This is a genomic window from Pseudomonas sp. Choline-02u-1, assembly GCF_002836515.1.
Taxonomy (GTDB): domain Bacteria; phylum Pseudomonadota; class Gammaproteobacteria; order Pseudomonadales; family Pseudomonadaceae; genus Aquipseudomonas.
Genome location: NZ_PJBC01000001.1, coordinates 62,837 through 81,444, shown reverse-complemented (window position 1 = coordinate 81,444; position 18,608 = coordinate 62,837). Strand labels below are relative to the sequence as shown.

Sequence of the window (18,608 nt, the reverse complement as noted above, 5' to 3'; positions counted from 1 at the left end):
CGAACTGACGTGAGCGCTGTGCGCTCGCGAGTCTTCTCACCATTCAAGCGCGCCTTCGAGGACGGCTGTTCGGTTGATTGAATATTGGTATACCATAATACGGAATATCCGCAAAATATTTCTGACCGACACTTCGAACAAGGAAGGCGCAAGCAATGAACATAAAACAAAAACTGACTTTGGCGTTTGCGGTAATCGCCAGCCTGCCGGTGTTACTGGTGGCAGCGCTGATCATCCTCAATGTCCGCGAGGGCGCGCGCGACACCTTTACCGACAGCACCGGGCGCGAAGTGCGTCAGGTGGAAAACGCGATGCAGCTGTTTTTCGAAGGCATCAGCCAAAACGTTGCTTATCTGGCCGAGCATCCGCAATTGCAAAGCATCGACGCCAGCCTCAAACGCTACCTGAGCAGCGAGGCCGCGCAAGTGCCGATGGGGCCGCAGGATCAACAGCTGTTCAAGCTGTTCGACGGCCTGGCCAAGGCGCACCCGGCCTATACCTATCTGTCTGTCGGCACCGAGCAGGGCGGTTATCTGTTCTGGCCGGGCGATGCGAAGTTGGCCAACTACGATCCGCGCACCCGCCCCTGGTACAAAACCGCGATGGCCAATCCTGGCCAAACCCTGCGCACCGAGGCCTATTACTGGGTGGCGGATGACGTGGTGCTGGTGAGCACCGTGCGCAGCTTCAACAACCAGTTGGGGAGCAATGCCGGTGTGGTCAACATCGATGTGTCGCTCAAGCAATTGACCGATCTGGTCAAGCAGATCCGCCTCGGCGAGAGCGGTTATCTGATGCTGATGGAAGCCAATAACACCGTGCTGGTGGACCCTAGCGATCCGGCGCACAACTTCAAGAAACTCAGCGATCTCGGCGATGGTTATCAGCAACTGGCCGAGGCGGGCAAAGGGCTGGTTGAGGTGCAGTTGGCCGGCGAGGATTACATGGCGCTGGTCTGGCCGTCGCAGGCATTGGGCTGGCGCTTTGTGGGCTTGGTAAAAGCCAGTGAAGTGATGGCTGGGGCGACGCGTTTGACCTGGCTGATCGGCGCGATCGCTGTGGTTTGCGCACTGTTGTTTGCGATGGCTGGTGCTTGGTTCGCCGGGCTGATGGTCAAGCCGATTCGCGGCGTGGCGAGTGGTCTCGAAGGCATCGCACAAGGCGAGGGCGATCTCACTGCGCGACTGGAGGTGCGCGGGCAGGACGAAACCGCGCAACTGGCCGGCTGGTTCAACCAGTTTCTCGAAGCAATTCGCACGTTGATTCAGCGCATCGGCCAGGCAGCGGGGCAGATTCACAGCAGCTCCGGCAGCGCCACCGAAGTCTCGGCGGAAATGGCCGACGTCGCTTCGCGTCAGCGTGAGGCGGTGGACATGGTGTCGACCGCGTTCCACGAAATGGTCGCCACCTCCAATGAGGTTGCGCGCTCGTGCAGTCAGGCCGCCGACTCGGCAGACAACGGTCAGCGCCAGGCACACACCGGGCAGCAACAGATCGACGCGGCGGTGAGCAACGTCGGGCGCTTGAGTCAGGAGATCGGCCACAGCGCCGAGTCGATGCAGCAATTGGAGCAGGACAGTAACGACATTCAGTCGATTCTCGGCACGATCCGCTCGATTGCCGAGCAAACCAATCTGCTCGCGCTCAACGCCGCCATCGAAGCCGCGCGCGCCGGTGAACAGGGCAGGGGCTTTGCCGTGGTCGCGGATGAAGTTCGCGCGCTGGCCAAACGCACGTCGGATTCAACCGGTGAGATTGACGCACTGCTGGGTAATCTGGCGCGGCGCACCCATCAGATGGGCAAGCAAATGCACGCCAGCCTCGAGGTCTCGCAGCAAACCGTGGTGTCGATCAACGAGGCGCGGGCGAGTTTTGAATTGATCCGTGAATCGGTCGACGTGATCCGCGACATGAACACGCAAATCGCCACGGCGGCGGAGGAACAGCATCAAGTGGCAGAGGACATCAATCGGCACATCAGCCAGATTCATGGTGATGCGCAGTTGGTGGCGAGCCTGGCGGATTCGACTCGGCAGGATGCGCAGAATTTGACGGCCTTGTCGCAGACCTTGAATCAGCTGGTGAGCCGGTTTCGTACGTAGTCCGTAACCACCAGCAATCCAAAAAAACGTGGGAGCGAGCAAGCTCGTTCCCACATTGGATCTCTGAGCGCCGATGGACTTACGCCACAACCGGCAACGCGCCCATCTTGCCGTGGCAATACACCAGCGGCCCGGCGACCTGCTCGGGGACGATCAGGTTCTTCACCGCGCCGACCATGATGGCGTGGTCGCCACCTTCGTATTCACGCCACAACTCGCACTCGATCACCGCCGTCGCATTGGCGAGGATCGGGTTGCCCAGTGCGCTCAACGTCCACTCGATGCCCTGCGCCTTGTCCTTGCCTTTGCGGGCGAAGGCATAGGCCTCGCTTTGCTGCACGCTTGATAACAGGTGAATCGCAAAGCGCTTGTTCTTGATCAGCACGGGGTAGGAGTCGGAGCTGTAGTTGGGGCAGAACAGCACCAGCGCCGGGTCCATCGACAGCGAGCTGAACGCGCTGGCGGTCAGGCCGACGATCTGACCGTCGTCGTCCAGCGTGGTGATAACGGTGACGCCTGACGGGAACGAGCCCATGACTTGTTTGTAAATGGCAGCATCGATCATTGGGTGGTCCTCGGGTGGTGTGACGCGGTTTTTATGGTTTGTAGGTCTGATGGTATACCGTAATACATATCTTGCAAGGGCTTTTCCGATGAACCGATAAACGTGCGACTTTCGTCGGAAACTCAATGTTTACGGGGCTTTCAGCTAGCCGTGCAGGGGCGGGATCAGCGAGGATAGCGGATCAGAGAGGGACAGAATCAGCGGATCAGGCTTGTGCAAAGTTTGGAATACCATAATATGGTCTGCATCTGAGGGGCGACCCAAGAGTCCTCCCGGTTTGGCTTCATACAAAGATAAAAACAGACAAACTCGAGTTCATGCATATGTCCCAGATGTCCCGGCAAGATCCGTTGATCGAGAATCATACGGTCGATTACGTCCCACTCGCGGAACGCCACGGGAAGGCCCGCGATCTGTTCACTCTTTGGTTCAGCACCAACATCGCGCCACTGCCCATCGTCACCGGCGCCATGGTGGTTCAGGTGTTCCATCTCAATCTGTTCTGGGGGCTGCTGGCGATTGCGCTGGGGCACATGATCGGCGGCGTGGTGATCGCGCTGGCCTCCGCCCAGGGCCCACGCATGGGCATTCCGCAAATGGTCCAGAGTCGCGGCCAGTTCGGCCGTTATGGCGCGCTGCTGATCGTGTTCTTCGCGGCGATCATCTACATCGGTTTTTTCATTTCCAACATCGTGCTGGCCGGCAAATCCATTGTCGGCATTGCGCCCTCGGTGCCAGCGCCGCTGAGCATTCTGATCGGCGCGCTGGCCGCTACAGCGATCGGCGTGATCGGCTACAACTTCATTCACACGCTCAACCGCATCGGCACCTGGGTGATGGGCGGCGCGTTGCTCGCCGGGTTCATCTACATTTTCGCCCATGACTTGCCGGCAGACTTTCTGACGCGCGGCAGCTTCAATGTCTCCGGCTGGCTGGCGACAGTGTCGCTGGGGATCATCTGGCAGATCAGTTTCTCGCCCTACGTCTCCGACTACTCGCGTTATCTGCCGGCAGACATCGGCATCGCCAAACCCTTTTGGGCGACGTATCTGGGCGCGACGCTGGGCACGATTCTGTCGTTCAGCTTTGGCGCAGTGGCCGTGCTGGCGACGCCGGAAGGCACCGAAGCGATGGCGGCAGTCAAACAGTCCACCGGTTGGCTGGGGCCGATTCTGATGGTGCTGTTTCTGCTCAACATCATCAGCCACAACGCGCTGAATCTGTATGGCGCGGTGCTGTCGATCATCACCTCGATCCAGACTTTCGCCAGCCAGTGGACGCCCAGCATCAAGGTGCGCGTGGTGCTGTCGAGCGTGATCCTGGCTGGATGCTGCGTGGTCGCCCTCGGCGCTTCGGCGGATTTCATTTCCGAATTCATCGGGTTGATTCTGGCGCTGTTGCTGGTGCTGGTGCCGTGGGCGTCGATCAACCTGATCGACTTCTACCTGATCAAGCGCGGCAACTACGACATCACCTCTATCTTCCGCGCCGACGGCGGCATCTACGGGCGTTTCAACCTGCACGCAATCATTGCCTATTGCATCGGCATCATCGTGCAGCTGCCCTTTGCCAACACCTCGCTGTACGTCGGGCCGTACGCCAATCTGGTCGAGGGCGCCGACCTGTCGTGGCTGGTTGGCCTGGTGGTCACCGTGCCGCTGTATTACTGCCTGGCAACTCGCGGTCAGGCGCAGCAGAGCAGGGCGGCCAGACTCGGCTATACCGACTGATCCAAACGGCAACACAGCAATGCCCGGCCCAGCGCCGGGCATTTTTGTGTGCGTATTTCAGCGGTCACGGAAATTGGCCATATCGATCCCCTTTTGGCCTGCCGCCTACTGTCAACGCGCTACGCTGTCAGCAAGAATCGAAACCATAACAACAGGCTCGACCTTTTTTGCCCTTGGCTATCCTTACAGCCACTGCCGTGTACAGAACATAAAAACCATCGATCTCACGTCGCATTCGGGGAAACAACCATGGTCACGATCAAACGTATTCTGGGCGCCACCGTGTGTGGCTTGACGCTGCTGGCCAGCGCCGTCCAGGCCGAGCAGCGCGAACTGCGGGTGTACAACTGGGCGGATTACATCCTGCCGTCAGTGCCCAAGGATTTCGCCGAGCAAAGCAAGATCAAAGTGACCTGGGACACCTTCGACACCAATGAATCCCTTGAAGCCAAACTGCTCACCGGCAACTCCGGTTACGACCTCGTGGTGCCGTCCAACCAGTTCCTCGAAACCCAGATCAAGGCCGGCGTGTTCCAGAAACTCGACAAGTCGAAACTGCCGAACTGGCAGCACCAGGATCCAGCCCTGCTCAAATTGCTCGACGCCAACGACCCCGGCAACCAGTACGGCATGCCATACATGTACGGCACCGTGCTGATCGGCTTCAACCCGGCCAAGGTCAAGGCTGCATTGGGCGATAACGCACCCGTGGACAGTTGGGATCTGGTGTTCAAGCCCCAGAACATGGAAAAGCTCAAGGCCTGTGGCGTGGCGATGCTCGATTCGCCGTCGGAAATCCTGCCGCTGGCCCTGCATTATCTGGGCCTCGATCCGAACAGCCAGAACCCGGCGGATTATGAAAAGGCCAAGGCCTTGATGATGAAGATTCGCCCGTACGTGACCTATTTCAACTCGGCCAAGTACATGACCGACATTGCCAACGGCGACATCTGCGTGGCGATCGGTTATTCCGGCAGCTTCTACCAGTTCGGCAATCGCGCCAAAGAGGCGGGCAACGGCGTCGTGGTCGACTGGCGTTTGCCGAAGGAGGGCGCACCGATCTGGTTCGACACGTTCGCCATTCCCAAGAGCGCGAAGAACGTCGCCGAGGCGCATGAGTTCCTCAATCACTTGCTCGACCCGAAAGTGATCGCACCGATCAGCGATTTCCTCGGCTATCCGAATGCCAACAAGGACTCGATGCCGCTGGTCAACAAGGACATCACCGACAACCCCAACCTGACCCCGACCAGCGAAGCGCTGAAAACCCTGTATGTGGTGCAGCCGTTGTCGCAGAAAATGGAGCGGGTGCGCACGCGGGTGTGGACCAGTATCAAGTCCGATAAATAAGTATCGGCTGTACGAAAACCCTTTGGGAGCGAGCTCGCTCGCGAAAGCGCAGTGGCAGTCGGTGTAAATGTTGACTGATCCGACGCCTTCGCGAGCAAGCCCGCTCCCACAAGGTGTCAGGTGGTGTCATTCGGTGCGGCGTTCTGCCTCGCGGCTGGTCACCAGACTCAACAGTACCGACCCGAGAATCACCGAACCCACCACCGCCAGCGACCATTCCACGGGCATGTGGAACCATGGCATCAGCACCATCTTGCCGCCAATAAATACCAGCACGATCGCCAGCCCGTATTTGAGCAGGTGAAAGCGATCAGCCATGTCCGCCAGCAGGAAGTACAGCGCGCGCAGGCCCATGATCGCGAAGATGTTTGAGGTAAAAACAATGAACGGGTCGGTGGTCACGGCGAAGATTGCCGGGATACTGTCGACCGCGAACATCAAGTCGCTGGCCTCGATCAGCACCAGCACCAGAAACATCGGCGTTGCCCAGCGCACGCCGTTCTGCAGGATGAAAAACTTCTCGCCGTGAAAGCTGCTGGTGATGCGCATATGCCCGCGAACCCAGCGTAACAACGGGTTTTTGTCCAGATCCGGTTGATGATCAGCGAACACCAGCATCTTGATCCCCGTAATGATCAGGAATACGCCGAAGGCATAGAGCAGCCATTCGAACTGTGACACCAGCCACACACCGGCAAAGATCATGATCGCGCGCATGACAATCGCGCCCAGCACGCCGTACAGCAGCACGCGTCGTTGCAATTCCGGCGGCACGGCGAAATAGCTGAAAATCATCACGAAGACGAACATGTTGTCGATCGACAGCGACTGCTCGATCAGATAACCGGTGAGAAACTCCAGGGTTTTCTGCCGGGCGATTTCACCGCCGAATTCGCCGTGCAGATACCACCAGAGCAACCCGGCAAAACTCAGCGCCAGCAGGCACCAGGCAACCACCCAGGCCGACGCTTCCCGCACCGACACCCGGTGCGCCTTGCGCCCACCGAAGACAAACAAGTCCAGGGCCAGCATGGCGAGAACGAAGACGATGAAGGCGCCCCACATCCAGGGTTCGCCGATATTGATGTTCGTGGCAGGCATGTCACGCTCCCTGTCTTTTGCAGCGTTATCACCGTTCCCGGCTCCGGCACAGAAACCTGTGGGAGCGGGCTTGCTCGCGAGTGTTGACTGACAGACTGCATTTGCGAGCAAGCCCGCTCCCACAGGGATCACCGTTGGCTGGGAGTTGTGTTCATGGCTTGATCAAGTCAGACGGGGCCATGCTAGCGACGGATTTGTGACTAAGAAAAATCGTTTATTTCTGACTGACAGTTCGGCAAAAACGAAGTGTCAGCGAAAAAACTCCCCCGGGGTCTCACCAAATTGCTGGCGAAACGCGGCGATAAACGCCGATGTCGAGTCGTAACCGCACGCCAGCGCGACATCGGTCACGCGCTCACCTTGTTCCAGCGGCGTCAGCGCACCCAGCAGGCGCAGGCGCTGGCGCCAGGCGCGAAAGGTCAGGCCGGTGTCGCGCAGAAACAGGCGCGTCAGGGTCTTTTCGGTGACGCCGAACTGGTCGCTCCAGTGGCTCAGAGTGGTCTGCTGTTCCGGGTGTTGCTCCAGGCTCTGGCAGATCTGCTTCAGGCGAGCGTCTTGCGGCAGCGGCAGCATCAAGTCGATGGTCGGCGCGTCGGCCAATTGATCGAGGATCACCTGAGCCAGGCGTCCATCGGGGCCACCTTCGTCGTATTCCACCGGCACCTGACTGAAGGCGCGGATCAACTCCCTGAGCAAATCGCTGACGCCGAGCACATGGCAATGTTCGGCCGCCCAACCGGTGACGCTGCTGTCGATGTACAGGCTGCGCATTTCCGTGTGTGGCGCGCTGAAGACGCGATGGGGCACGCCGGCAGGAATCCATACCGCACGCTCCGGCGGCGCGACAAAGCGGCCGGCGCTGGTCTGCACTTCGAGCACGCCCTGAATCGCATAGGACAACTGCACCCACGGATGACTGTGGCGGCGGGTGAGGGCGCGATTGGGCAGCGATTCGGTGCGTCCATACACGGGGCGCGGCAGGCTGGGCAGCCCGGGAACGCTGCGACGGACGCTTTTGGCATGTCCTTTAGGCGGCATCTTGCGGCTCTTCGGCGTTAGTCGGTAATTGCCAGTCACGTTAGAGTCGTCGGCACGCACTGGCAACCCCCGGATGAATCTCATGACGCGCCCACGTTTTTTGCCCGATAACTTCACGCTGACGTTGATCGGCGTTGTCCTTCTGGCCAGCTTTCTGCCTGCCAGCGGCCAGGTCGCGGTCGGCTTCGGCTGGCTGACCAATATCGCCATCGCCCTGCTGTTTTTCCTGCACGGTGCCAAGCTGTCCCGCGAATCGATCATCGCCGGCGCCGGCCATTGGCGTTTGCATCTGCTGGTGTTTGGCCTGACCTTCGTACTGTTTCCGATTCTCGGCTTGGCGTTGAAACCGTTGTTGTCACCGCTGATTGGCGATCAGTTGTACATGGGCATGCTTTACCTGTGCGCATTGCCGGCCACCGTGCAGTCTGCCATCGCTTTCACTTCGCTGGCGCGAGGCAATATTCCGGCGGCGATCTGCAGTGCGGCGGCGTCCAGCCTGTTCGGGATTTTCCTCACTCCCTTGCTGGTGACGCTGCTGCTCAACGTTCATGGCGACGGCGGCTCGACCCTCGATGCGATCGTGAAAATCAGCGTGCAATTGCTGCTGCCGTTCATTGCCGGGCAGATCGCTCGACGCTGGATCGGCGCGTGGGTAGGGCGCAACAAAAACTGGCTGAAATTCGTTGATCAGGGGTCGATCCTGCTGGTGGTTTACGGCGCGTTCAGCGAAGCGGTCAACGAAGGCATCTGGCAGCAGATTCCGCTGTTCGAGTTGCTTGGCCTAGTGGTGGTCTGCTGCATCCTCCTGACGCTGGTTCTGGTGGCATCGACTTTGTTGAGCAAAGCGTTCGGCTTCAATCAGGAAGACCGCATCACCATTCTATTCTGCGGCTCGAAAAAGAGCCTGGCCACTGGCGTGCCGATGGCTCAGGTGCTGTTTGCCGGCAGCACCATCGGCGTGCTGATCTTGCCGCTGATGTTGTTCCACCAGATTCAACTGATGGTCTGCGCGGTGCTGGCGCAGCGTTATGCGAAACGGCCGGAGTCGGTGCCGGATCTGATGGCGCAGGTTGACCCGTAAAGCGCTTCACAACCCCGAGTACTTGACCGCCGCCGCCGCCCGCGTCGGTACGTCCAGTGTGCGCAACAACGACGACACATGGATACGCACCGTGAACGGCGAAATATCCAGTTCACGGGCGATTTCCTTGTTGGTCTTGCCTTGCGCGATCAAGCGCAGCACATCCTGCTGACGCGGCGTCAGCGCCGTCGCAGTTTCCAGCGGCAACAAGCCGGACGGCGCCGATTTCACCAACACTTCACCCTCACGGATCGCCAGAATCGCCTGGCCGATTTCCTCCGGCGCAATGTTCTTGCCGATAAAACCATCAACCCCTGCTGCCATGACTTCACTGATCAACGCTTGGTCGTCGACCATCGACACCACAATCAGCGTGGTGCGCGGTAATCGTTGGCGCAGGTCGGCGAGCTGGGTGATGCAGGTCAGCCCGGGAAAACGCAGATCGAGCATCAGTGTGTCCGGCTCGCTGCCCAGCAGTGCGGTGACAGCGTCGAGGTCTCCCGCCTCCTCGATGGTCGCCTCGGGAAGTAACCGCTGCACAGTGCGCAGCATCGCCTCGCGAAACAGTGGGTGATCGTCGGCTATGATGATCCGGCATGCCATGGCGCGACCCTCCCTGGGTCAAGCGTTAATCAAGGCCGGCACCTTAGCATCGGACGCGAAGGCTGCCTGTAGGCTGCTTCCGAAACTGACGAACGCTGCACAAGGACGTTTACATGAAATTCGAGAAAAACACCGAACTCGACCAGGCCAATCTGCGCATCATCATCGCTGCCATCGCGGTGGTTTACATGGTCGTGCTGGTTTTTCTGCCGGGTCATCGGCTGGAGACCTACCTGCCGGTCATTACCTACATCAGTCTGTTTCTGCTGGCTTCCATCGTGTTCCGTCAGGCCATTGCGCGCTGGCCCGGGCATTATCCGGCGCGGCGGATTTTTGCCATGCTTCACGATTACACCGGCACCTGTTTCGGTCTGGTGATCGGCGGTGAGGCGGCGCTGCCGCTGTATGCGGTCATGGTCTGGGTCAATCTTGGCAACGGCATGCGCTACGGCTCGCGCTATCTGGCGATTGCCACCGGCCTGGCGCTGGCGGCGCTGCTGGTGGTCTATCGCCTGACGCCGTATTGGCAGGCGCAGCCGTTCATGGTGCTGATGCTGCTGATCACCAGCACGGTGATTCCGTTTTATGCGCACTTGCTGTTGGAGCGTACGCGCAAGGCCTCCGAAGAAGCACTGGCGGCTAACCTTGAAAAGTCCCGGTTTCTGGCACAGGCCAGTCACGATTTGCGTCAGCCGATTCATTCCATAGGACTGTTTACCGCGTGTCTGCGCGAGTCGCGCCTGGGCGCTGACGAGCGGCGGCTGGTCGATAACATCGACCGTTCTCTGCTCAACGTCTCGCAGTTGTTCCGCTCGATTCTCGACCTCTACACCCTCGATAACGGTCGGGTCGAAGCGAAAATGCAGACGCTGGACCTCGGTGAATGGCTCGCGGACATCGTCCGGCAACACGAGGAAGCGGCGCGTTGGGCAGGCGTCGAGCTGCGGCTGCGACCGTGCAAGCACTGGGTCAGAACTGATCCGGCGTTGCTGGCGACCATGGTGCAAAACGTGCTTTCCAACTGTTTCAAATACGGCGCACAGCGGCCGGTATTGCTCGGCGTGCGTAAACGCGGGGCAGGGCTGGCCATCGTCATTTATGACTGCGGCAACGGCATTGCCGAAGAGCATCAGCACAAGGTTTTCGAGGAGTTTTATCGGGTGCGGCAGGTACGCGACAAAGACGTCGAGGGTGTCGGGCTGGGCCTGTCGATTATCAAGCGTCTGGGTGAACTGATCGATGTGGACGTTGCTCTGCGCTCGCGGGTAGGGTGCGGCACGGCGGTGACCCTTGGCGGTTTGCCAATCGTAGCGGCGCCGCAGTCACGGGTTGTCCGCAGTGAAGCGCGACAAGTGGGTTTGTTGACGGGGCTGAAGGTGTGTCTGGTGGAGGATGATCACAACGTGCTGCTGGCCACTTCGGCGTTGCTTGAGCGCTGGGGCTGCGTGGTTCAGGCCGAGTGCTCGGCTGAGGATCTGGTGACTGACTGCGACATCATCGTCGCCGACTATGACCTCGGCACCCACGCCACTGGCATCGAATGCATCGATGAGGTGCGCAGGCAGCGCGGCTGGGCAGTGCCGGCGATGATCATCAGCGGCCACGACGTCGAAAGGATTCAGGCAGCCTTGCACGACCGACAGATTGCGATTCTGTCGAAACCGGTGCACCCGGCCGAGTTGCGCGCGACGTTGCGCGGGCTGCGCGGGCTGCGCGATCGACGAGGCGAATCCGCCGAAAACGTTCTGACGTAAAGTCCGATCTTCAGGCTTTACGTCAGTGCAGTGCTAGATGTTCGCCAGTGCCCTGGCGAGGTCGGCACGCAGGTCTTCGACGTCTTCAACGCCTACCGACAGCCGCACCAGCCCATCGCCGATCCCGAGTTTTGCGCGGGTTTCGGCCGGGATGGTCGCGTGGGTCATGATTGCCGGATGCTCGATCAGACTTTCCACACCACCCAGACTTTCCGCCAGGGCGAAGATCTGCACGTTCTCCAGAAAGCGCCGTGCGCCGGCCAGGTCACTGTTCAGATCGACGGAAATCATCCCGCCGAAACCACGCATCTGCCGCTTGGCCAGTTCATGCTGCGGATGCGAAGCCAGCCCCGGGTAATAAACGCGCTTGACCTGCGGTTGCTGCTCGAGCCACTGCGCCAGGTCCAGGGCGTTGCTGCAATGTCGCTCCATGCGCAGCGCCAGGGTTTTCACCCCGCGCAGGGTGAGGAACGCATCGAATGGCCCGGAAATCGCGCCGACGGCGTTTTGCAGAAAACCGAGTTTTTCCGCCAACTCGGCGTTCTGCCCGACCACGGCAATGCCACCGATCACGTCGGAGTGGCCGTTCAGATATTTGGTGGTCGAGTGCAGAACGATGTCGAAACCCAGCTCCAGCGGGCGCTGGATATACGGGCTGGCGAACGTGTTGTCGGCCACGCAGATGATCCCGCGAGCGCGGCAGATGCGCGCAATCGCGGCCAGATCCGACAGGCTCAGCAGCGGGTTGGTCGGGGTCTCGACCATGACCATGCGCGTGTCGTCCTGCAGCGACGCTTCGAACGCCGACAGATCGGTCAGGTCGACGAAGCTGAAACGGTGCCCGGCACTGCGCTGACGAACCTTGTCGAACAGGCGGAAGGTACCGCCGTACAAGTCGTTGCCGGAAACGATATGCGAGCCGGCATCGAGCAGTTCCAGCACCGTGGAAATCGCCGCCAGACCCGAGGCGAAGGCGAACGCGCGGGTGCCACCTTCGAGGTCGGCGACGCAGCGTTCCAGGGCAAAACGCGTCGGGTTGTGCGAGCGGCCGTAGTCGAAACCCTTGTGCACACCGGGACTGTCTTGCAGGTAGGTGGAGTTGGCGTAGATCGGCGGCATCAGCGCGCCGGTGGTCGGGTCGGGCGCTTGTCCGGCGTGGATCACCCGGGTGGCGAAGCCTTGGGATTTAACGTCGTGCTGACTCATGCAAGGGATCTCCGTAATTGATTGAGCATGTCGGTGCGGGTGATCAGGCCATGGAAGCCGGAGGCGTCGGCGATGATGGCGACGAGGCCACGGCTGAGCACCGATTCCAGCTCGGCCAGGCTCGCGGCCGGGGCGAGGGTTTGCAGTTTGTCGGTCATCACGCTGGACACCGGCTGGCTGAAGCGCGCGGCATCTTCGTGCACGCCGAGAAGGATGTCGGACTCGTCGATCACGCCCACCAGTTGCTTGCCTTCGACCAACACCGGCAATTGCGAAACATCCGCCAGACGCATGCGCTGGAATGCGGTAAGCAGGGTGTCATCGGGGCCGACGCTGATCACCCGGCCGTCCTCGAAACGTCGGGCGATCAAGTCGCGCAGATCGCCGTAGCCCTTGCGTTGCAGCAGGCCCTGATCGGTCATCCACTGATCGTTGTAGACCTTCGACAGGTAGCGCGTGCCGGTGTCGCAGACAAAACTGACCACCCGTTTCGGCTCGGTCTGTTCGCGGCAATAACGCAGCGCGGCAGCGAACAGGGTTCCGGTCGATGAGCCACCGAGGATGCCTTCGGCCTTGAGCAACTGGCGGGCGTGATCGAAGCTTTCTGCGTCGCTGATCGAGTAGGCGTGACGCACGCTGGAAAGGTCGGTGATCGATGGAATGAAATCTTCGCCAATGCCCTCGACGGCCCACGAACCGGGAGTCGGCAAGGTGCCGTCGCGACTATATTGCGCCATCACCGAACCGACCGGATCAGCGAGGACCATTTCCAGATTCGGCTGCACGCGCTTGAAGAAGCGACTCAACCCGGTCAGCGTGCCGGCCGATCCGACGCCGACAACGATGGCGTCCAGGTCATGTTCGGTCTGCGCCCAGATTTCCGGCGCGGTGCTGCATTCGTGGGCCAGCGGGTTGGCTGGATTATTGAACTGGTCGGCGAAAAACGCGCCGGGAATGTCCTTGGCCAAACGCGCGGCAACGTCCTGGTAATACTCGGGATGGCCCTTGCCGACGTCGGAGCGGGTGATATGCACTTCGGCGCCCATGGCCTTCAAGTGCAGGACTTTCTCGGTGGACATTTTGTCCGGCACCACCAGTACCACGCGATAGCCTTTGGCACGGCCGACCAGCGCCAGGCCGAGACCGGTATTGCCGGCGGTGGCCTCGACGATCGTGCCGCCCGGTTGCAGGCGGCCGTCGCGTTCAGCCGCGTCGATCATCGCCAGACCGATACGATCCTTGATCGAGCCGCCGGGGTTCTGCGATTCGAGTTTGAGAAACAGCGTGCACGGTCCGGTATCGAAGCGGGTGACCTGAACCAGCGGAGTATTGCCTATCAGCCCAAGTACGGCAGGGCGTGATTCCTTCGACATTTCTTCACCTCTTTATGGTGTTGATCGCGTTCCAATCGCGGGTAAAAGACTCGCGTGCAACTTAGGCGCAGACATCTTCCCCTCGCAACCTTTAATCCTTCGCAAATCCAGCCATTTGGATCTAACCATAGAACGAAAACTGGCAAGTTGCCCTGAGGCGTTCTGATCGTTCCACGCTCCGCGTGGGAATGCAGTCGGGGATGTTCTGCATCCCTACGGTCTGAAGATCGCAGCCTTCGGCAGCTCCTACAGGGGTGTATGTGCATGAGTGGAACTTGTGATGATCTAGAATTTATTGAGTTTGTTTCATCAAGCTTCGTTTCCGACAATGGCCGCCATCGAATAAGCACCTGGAGTTGTTTGTCATGGCACTGGCCCATTCCCTTGGATTTCCGCGCATCGGTCGCGACCGTGAACTGAAGAAAGCGCAAGAGGCGTTCTGGAAGGGAGAACTGAATGAGGCGGGCCTGCGTGACGTCGGGCGTGAGCTGCGCAAGGTCCATTGGGACTTGCAGAAGAACGCCGGCATCGATTTGTTGCCGGTCGGCGACTTCGCCTGGTATGACCAAGTGCTGAGCCACTCGCTGATGTTCGGCGTGATCCCCGAGCGCTTCCGCCCGCATGACGGCAAAGCCACGCTGCAAACCCTGTTCAGCATGGCCCGAGGCGTCAGCAATGCTTGCTGCAGCGACGGCCAGGCTCAGGAAATGACCAAGTGGTTCGACACCAACTATCACTACCTCGTACCGGAATTCAGCGCCGATCAGCACTTCCAGCTGGGTTGGGAGCAGCTGTTTGAAGAAACCGAAGAGGCCCGCGCGCTGGGGCACAACGTCAAACCGGTGATCCTCGGCCCGTTGACCTATCTGTGGCTGGGCAAAACCAAAGACGCCGACTTCGACAAGCTCGATTTGCTCGATCGCCTGCTGCCGCTGTACGGACAGATCTTCGCGCGGCTGGCGGCATTGGGTGTGGAGTGGGTGCAGATCGATGAGCCGATTCTGGTCCTCGATCTGCCGCAGGACTGGAAGAATGCTTTCGAACGCGCCTACAACCAGATCCAGCGCGATCCGCTGAAAAAACTGCTCGCTACCTACTTCGGTGGTCTGGAAGAAAACCTCGGTCTGGCGGCGAACCTGCCGGTCGACGGCCTGCACATCGATCTGGTGCGCGCGCCGGATCAGTACCCGACCATTCTTGATCGCCTGCCAGCCTATAAAGTGCTGTCGCTGGGTGTGGTCAACGGTCGTAACGTCTGGCGCTGCGATCTGCAAAACGCATTGGCGACGCTGCGTCACGCTCATGAGCGTCTGGGTGATCGTTTGTGGGTGGCGCCGTCCTGCTCGTTGCTGCACAGTCCGGTCGATCCAGGCCGAGAAGACCAGTTAGATGCCGAAATGAAAAGCTGGCTGGCGTTCGCCCGACAAAAGTATGAAGAGGTGGCTGTGCTCGCCCAAACGGTCAGCGAGCCGCAAGCGCTGCGCGCGTAGCCCTTCGTCGGAGCGGGCTTGCTCGCGAAAGCGGTCCGTCAGCTACACATGCGTCAGGTAAGAAAACGCAATATCTGCGCCCCATCGAACGGGTCCGTCAGGTAGTGCGCCCTGACCCCGAAAGTCGTCTGTAAACGCTCCGGCGTCAGCACTTGCAACGGCTCACCCAATGCCACGAGACGGCCGCGTTCCAGCACCGCCAGACGATCGCACTTGAGCGCCTGATTGAGGTCGTGCAGGGCGATCAGCGTCGTCACCGGCAGCGCACGCACCACTTGCAGAATGCTCAACTGATGCTGGATGTCGAGGTGGTTGGCCGGCTCGTCGAGCAGCAGGATCTGCGGGCGCTGGGCCAGTGCGCGGGCGATGTGCACGCGTTGGCGTTCGCCGCCGGAGAGGCTGCGCCAGAGGCGGTTGCGCAGGTGCACGGCGTCGACGTCAACCAACGCTTGCCCGACGATGGCGTCATCGGCCGGCGACCACGGTTGCAGCGCCGACAACCATGGCGTGCGCCCCAGCGCCACCGCGTCGAACACGCGGATGCCATCGTCGGTATCGGCCTGTTGCTCAACCACCGCGAGCGTCTGCGCGATGCTGCGCCGTGACATCTTGCCCAGCGCCTGACCGCCGAGCTGCACATGGCCCGCGCTCGGTTCGCGCAGGCCGGCGAGCAGTTTCAGCAGCGTGGATTTACCCGAACCGTTCGGCCCGACAATGCCCAGGGTCTCGCCGCGCTGAACATCGAGACTGACACTGTTGAGCAACTCGGCACCGCGCACTTTGAAGCCCACACCCGCACAACTCAGAACCGTGTTCATCGCGCCGATCTCCGGCCCACCAGAATCAGCGCGAACACCGGCGCGCCGACCAGCGCGGTGATCACACCGACCGGAATCACCTGACCCTTGATCAGGGTGCGTGACAGCACATCGGCGGCGATCAGAAACACCGCGCCGCCCAGTGCGCTGGCGGGCAGCAGACGCGCATGGCCGGTACCGAGCAACAACCGTGCGGCGTGGGGAATCACCAGGCCGACAAAACCGATCGAGCCGACAATCGACACCATCACCGCCGTCACCAGCGCGGCGCAGCCGATCAGCAGAATCTGCACGCGACGCACGGCAATGCCCAGAGACGCTGCCGAATCCGCGCCAAAGGTAAACGCATCCAGCGCACGCCGATGCCACAGGCACACCACCAACCCCAACAGCGCTACCGGCACCGCCAGCCACACCGACGGCCAGCGTACGCCGCCGAGATTGCCCAGCAGCCAGAACATGATCCCGCGCGCTTGCTCCGAGCTTGCTGAGCGGGTAATCAGAAACGCCGTGAGGGCGTTGAACAACTGCGACCCGGCGATGCCGGCCAGGATGATCTGCCCGGTGCCGCTGGCCGAGCCGCTGACCCGTGCCAACAGGATCACCAGCACGAATGCCGTCACCGCACCGGCAAAGGCACCGACCGACAATGAAATAGCCCCGGCGCCGACGCCAAGCAGGGCGACCATCACCGCGCCGGTCGAGGCGCCAGCGGAAATTCCCAGCAAATACGGATCGGCCAACGGATTGCGCAGCAACGACTGCAGGATCACCCCGCACGTGGCCAGGCCGGCACCGCAGGCCGCCGCGACCAAAGCGCGAGTCAGGCGATAATTCCAGACGATGCCTTCGTCGATCGGGTCGAGCACATGACCGGCGCCCCACAGTTTGTTGGCCAGCACCTGCAACACCACGCTTGGCTCGATCGAGGTCTCGCCAATGGCCACGCCGCCGATCAGCGCGACCGACAGCGTCAACAGGACCTGCAGCGACCGAATCAGGTGTCTGCTCATTGCGACAGGTCGTAGCCGTTGATGGCGCTGGCCAATTGTTCGAGGCCGTCGAAGGTGCGCAGGCTGGCCTGCATGGCCATGGCGTCGAGGACGATAATGCGGTTGTGCTTGACCGCGTCCATGTTGCGCGTCACCGGATCACGGCGCAGGAAGGCGAGTTTTTTCTGATAGTCGTCCGCCGGGAAACGTCGACGATCCATGCGCGCGATGACCAGAAACGTCGGGTTGGCCTTGGCGATGGTTTCCCAGCCAACGGTCGGCCATTCTTCATCCGACTCGACGACGTTGCGCACGCCGAGGGTGCTGAGCATGAAATCGGGAACGCCTTTGTGCCCGGCCACGAACGGCTCGATGTCCATCTCGGCGCTGGAGAACCACACCAGGGCGCTGACGTCTTTGCGCTGCTGTTTTTTCGCGGTGGCGATCGACCGCGCGAGGCTGGCCTTGAGCTGTTCATTGAGCTGTTCGCCACGCGCCTGCACATCGAAAATCGCCGCCAGTTGACTCACGCCTTTGTAGATGCTGTCGATGCGGAACGGCGCCAGCCGCGTGCCGTCGGAGCCGACGAGGTTGTCCTTGGCTTCGCAATCGGAGGGCAGCAGGTAGGTGGGAATCTTCAATTCATGGAACTGCTCGCGACTGCCGACCGCGCCATGCGGGCCGACCATCCATTCCAGCTCGACGGCAACCAGCTCCGGGCGTTTGGCGATCACCGCTTCGAAACTCGGCTCGTTGTCGGCGAGGCGCTCGATCCTGTCGTTCTGCGCTTTGTATATGCCCAGCACGTCGTTGAACCACAGTGAAGTGCCGACGACCTTGTCGCCCAGACCCAAGGCGTAGAGCATTTCGGTGCCGGCCTGGCCGATGGTCACTGTGCGAGTGGGTGCGTGTTGAAAGGTCAGGCTGCTGCCGCAGTTTTCGACGGTCAGCGGATACGCAGTCGGTGCCGCTTGAACCAGGGTGCAAAGGCTCAGACAGGTCAGCAGGGTGGCAACGCGGGGCAGCAGCATGGGGCAGTCTCCAGGGGAACCGTACGGGAGCGGGCGGGTACGGTTTGGAAACACACCTCGGGCGCGGTCGTGGAAACAGCGCAAGGCCGGCATTGTGAAAACACACACGGCACGATGTCCTTCCCGGACACCCCGCCGGTTAGTCAGTCACTGTGCCGGCAGGTCTCCTGACTGATGCGTCATCGCCGTGCTCCGGCCTTCCCGGGAATGACCCAGTGGCAGTCGAGGAGCAGGCTCGGCACCTACAGTTGCGGGGGCAGTTCCGATTGATGCTGTGCAAGCATTTCGGATTCCCTGTTAATTCCGTGTGGAAACCGGCGCGGGCATGGTAGTCGATCAGGGCGCTCAAGGGGAGCCGAATCTGCCTTCGGCAG

General features: G+C 60.8%; 14 protein-coding genes, 2 pseudogenes and 1 riboswitch. Of the genes and pseudogenes, 7 read left to right on the top strand and 9 right to left on the bottom strand.

Features of this window, described 5'->3' with window-relative positions; genetic code table 11:
* Positions 1-155: 155 nt before the first annotated feature.
* Both CXF97_RS28655 and CXF97_RS28650 read left to right on the top strand, forming a co-directional pair.
* A pseudogene (locus CXF97_RS28655) lies at positions 156-1,196 on the top strand (cache domain-containing protein); the annotation flags it as partial.
* 138 nt (positions 1,197-1,334) lie between these two features.
* A complete protein-coding gene (locus CXF97_RS28650; protein ID WP_371918358.1) occupies positions 1,335-2,102 on the top strand; it encodes a methyl-accepting chemotaxis protein in 768 nt (255 codons plus the stop codon).
* A gap of 79 nt (positions 2,103-2,181) precedes the next feature.
* Here CXF97_RS28650 and CXF97_RS00375 read toward each other — a convergent pair whose 3' ends face one another.
* A complete protein-coding gene (locus CXF97_RS00375) occupies positions 2,182-2,667 on the bottom strand; it encodes a flavin reductase family protein (protein WP_042606747.1) in 486 nt (161 codons plus the stop codon).
* 323 nt (positions 2,668-2,990) lie between these two features.
* Here CXF97_RS00375 and CXF97_RS00370 point away from each other — a divergent pair, with 323 nt between their 5' ends.
* Together CXF97_RS00370 and CXF97_RS00365 are read left to right on the top strand one after the other, a co-directional pair.
* Entirely contained in the window at positions 2,991-4,397 is a 1,407-nt protein-coding gene (locus CXF97_RS00370; RefSeq protein ID WP_101155117.1) for a cytosine permease, read from the top strand.
* Between the two features lie 249 nt (positions 4,398-4,646).
* Positions 4,647-5,747, top strand: coding sequence for a polyamine ABC transporter substrate-binding protein (locus CXF97_RS00365; protein WP_101155115.1), 1,101 nt, complete (start codon positions 4,647-4,649; stop codon positions 5,745-5,747).
* A 126-nt stretch (positions 5,748-5,873) separates the two neighbouring features.
* Here the strand turns inward: CXF97_RS00365 and CXF97_RS00360 are convergent, their stop codons facing one another.
* Positions 5,874-6,848 carry a TerC family protein gene (locus tag CXF97_RS00360; protein WP_101155113.1) on the bottom strand — a complete coding sequence of 325 codons (975 nt, stop codon included), beginning with the start codon at positions 6,846-6,848 and terminating at the stop codon, positions 5,874-5,876.
* A gap of 249 nt (positions 6,849-7,097) precedes the next feature.
* The gene (locus CXF97_RS00355; protein ID WP_101155111.1) at positions 7,098-7,886 is read right to left on the bottom strand and encodes a helix-turn-helix domain-containing protein; all 789 of its coding nucleotides are present in this window, start codon (positions 7,884-7,886) and stop codon (positions 7,098-7,100) included.
* Positions 7,887-7,968: 82 nt separating this feature from the next.
* Here CXF97_RS00355 and CXF97_RS00350 point away from each other — a divergent pair, with 82 nt between their 5' ends.
* Positions 7,969-8,967, top strand: coding sequence for a bile acid:sodium symporter family protein (locus CXF97_RS00350; RefSeq protein WP_101155109.1), 999 nt, complete (start codon positions 7,969-7,971; stop codon positions 8,965-8,967).
* Between the two features lie 6 nt (positions 8,968-8,973).
* Here CXF97_RS00350 and CXF97_RS00345 read toward each other — a convergent pair whose 3' ends face one another.
* A complete protein-coding gene (locus tag CXF97_RS00345) occupies positions 8,974-9,570 on the bottom strand; it encodes a response regulator transcription factor (RefSeq protein WP_101155107.1) in 597 nt (198 codons plus the stop codon).
* A gap of 113 nt (positions 9,571-9,683) precedes the next feature.
* Here CXF97_RS00345 and CXF97_RS00340 point away from each other — a divergent pair, with 113 nt between their 5' ends.
* Positions 9,684-11,324: a hybrid sensor histidine kinase/response regulator gene (locus CXF97_RS00340; protein ID WP_101155105.1), complete on the top strand. Its 1,641-nt coding sequence runs from the start codon at positions 9,684-9,686 to the stop codon at positions 11,322-11,324.
* Positions 11,325-11,357: 33 nt separating this feature from the next.
* Here CXF97_RS00340 and CXF97_RS00335 read toward each other — a convergent pair whose 3' ends face one another.
* Positions 11,358-12,530, bottom strand: coding sequence for a cystathionine gamma-synthase (locus CXF97_RS00335; protein ID WP_101155102.1), 1,173 nt, complete (start codon positions 12,528-12,530; stop codon positions 11,358-11,360).
* On the bottom strand, positions 12,527-13,903 hold the full coding sequence (locus tag CXF97_RS00330; RefSeq protein ID WP_101155100.1) for a pyridoxal-phosphate dependent enzyme: 1,377 nt from the start codon (positions 13,901-13,903) through the stop codon (positions 12,527-12,529). Before CXF97_RS00330 ends, CXF97_RS00335 begins: the two co-directional genes overlap by 4 nt.
* 365 nt (positions 13,904-14,268) lie before the next feature.
* Between CXF97_RS00330 and CXF97_RS00325 the strand changes: the two are divergent.
* A pseudogene (locus CXF97_RS00325) lies at positions 14,269-15,381 on the top strand (5-methyltetrahydropteroyltriglutamate--homocysteine S-methyltransferase); the annotation flags it as partial.
* Between the two features lie 65 nt (positions 15,382-15,446).
* Here the strand turns inward: CXF97_RS00325 and CXF97_RS00320 are convergent.
* From CXF97_RS00320 to CXF97_RS00310, 3 genes are read right to left on the bottom strand one after another with little or no spacing between them, the layout of a single operon-like run.
* Positions 15,447-16,211, bottom strand: coding sequence for an ABC transporter ATP-binding protein (locus CXF97_RS00320; RefSeq protein ID WP_101155099.1), 765 nt, complete (start codon positions 16,209-16,211; stop codon positions 15,447-15,449).
* Positions 16,208-17,224 (bottom strand): iron ABC transporter permease, encoded by a 1,017-nt coding sequence (locus CXF97_RS00315; protein WP_101155097.1) that lies wholly within the window; start codon positions 17,222-17,224, stop codon positions 16,208-16,210. The genes CXF97_RS00320 and CXF97_RS00315 overlap by 4 nt, the downstream gene beginning before the upstream one ends.
* A complete protein-coding gene (locus CXF97_RS00310; protein WP_101155095.1) occupies positions 17,221-18,234 on the bottom strand; it encodes an ABC transporter substrate-binding protein in 1,014 nt (337 codons plus the stop codon). The genes CXF97_RS00315 and CXF97_RS00310 overlap by 4 nt, the downstream gene beginning before the upstream one ends.
* A gap of 139 nt (positions 18,235-18,373) precedes the next feature.
* Positions 18,374-18,568: riboswitch (cobalamin riboswitch) on the bottom strand.
* Positions 18,569-18,608: the final 40 nt, after the last annotated feature.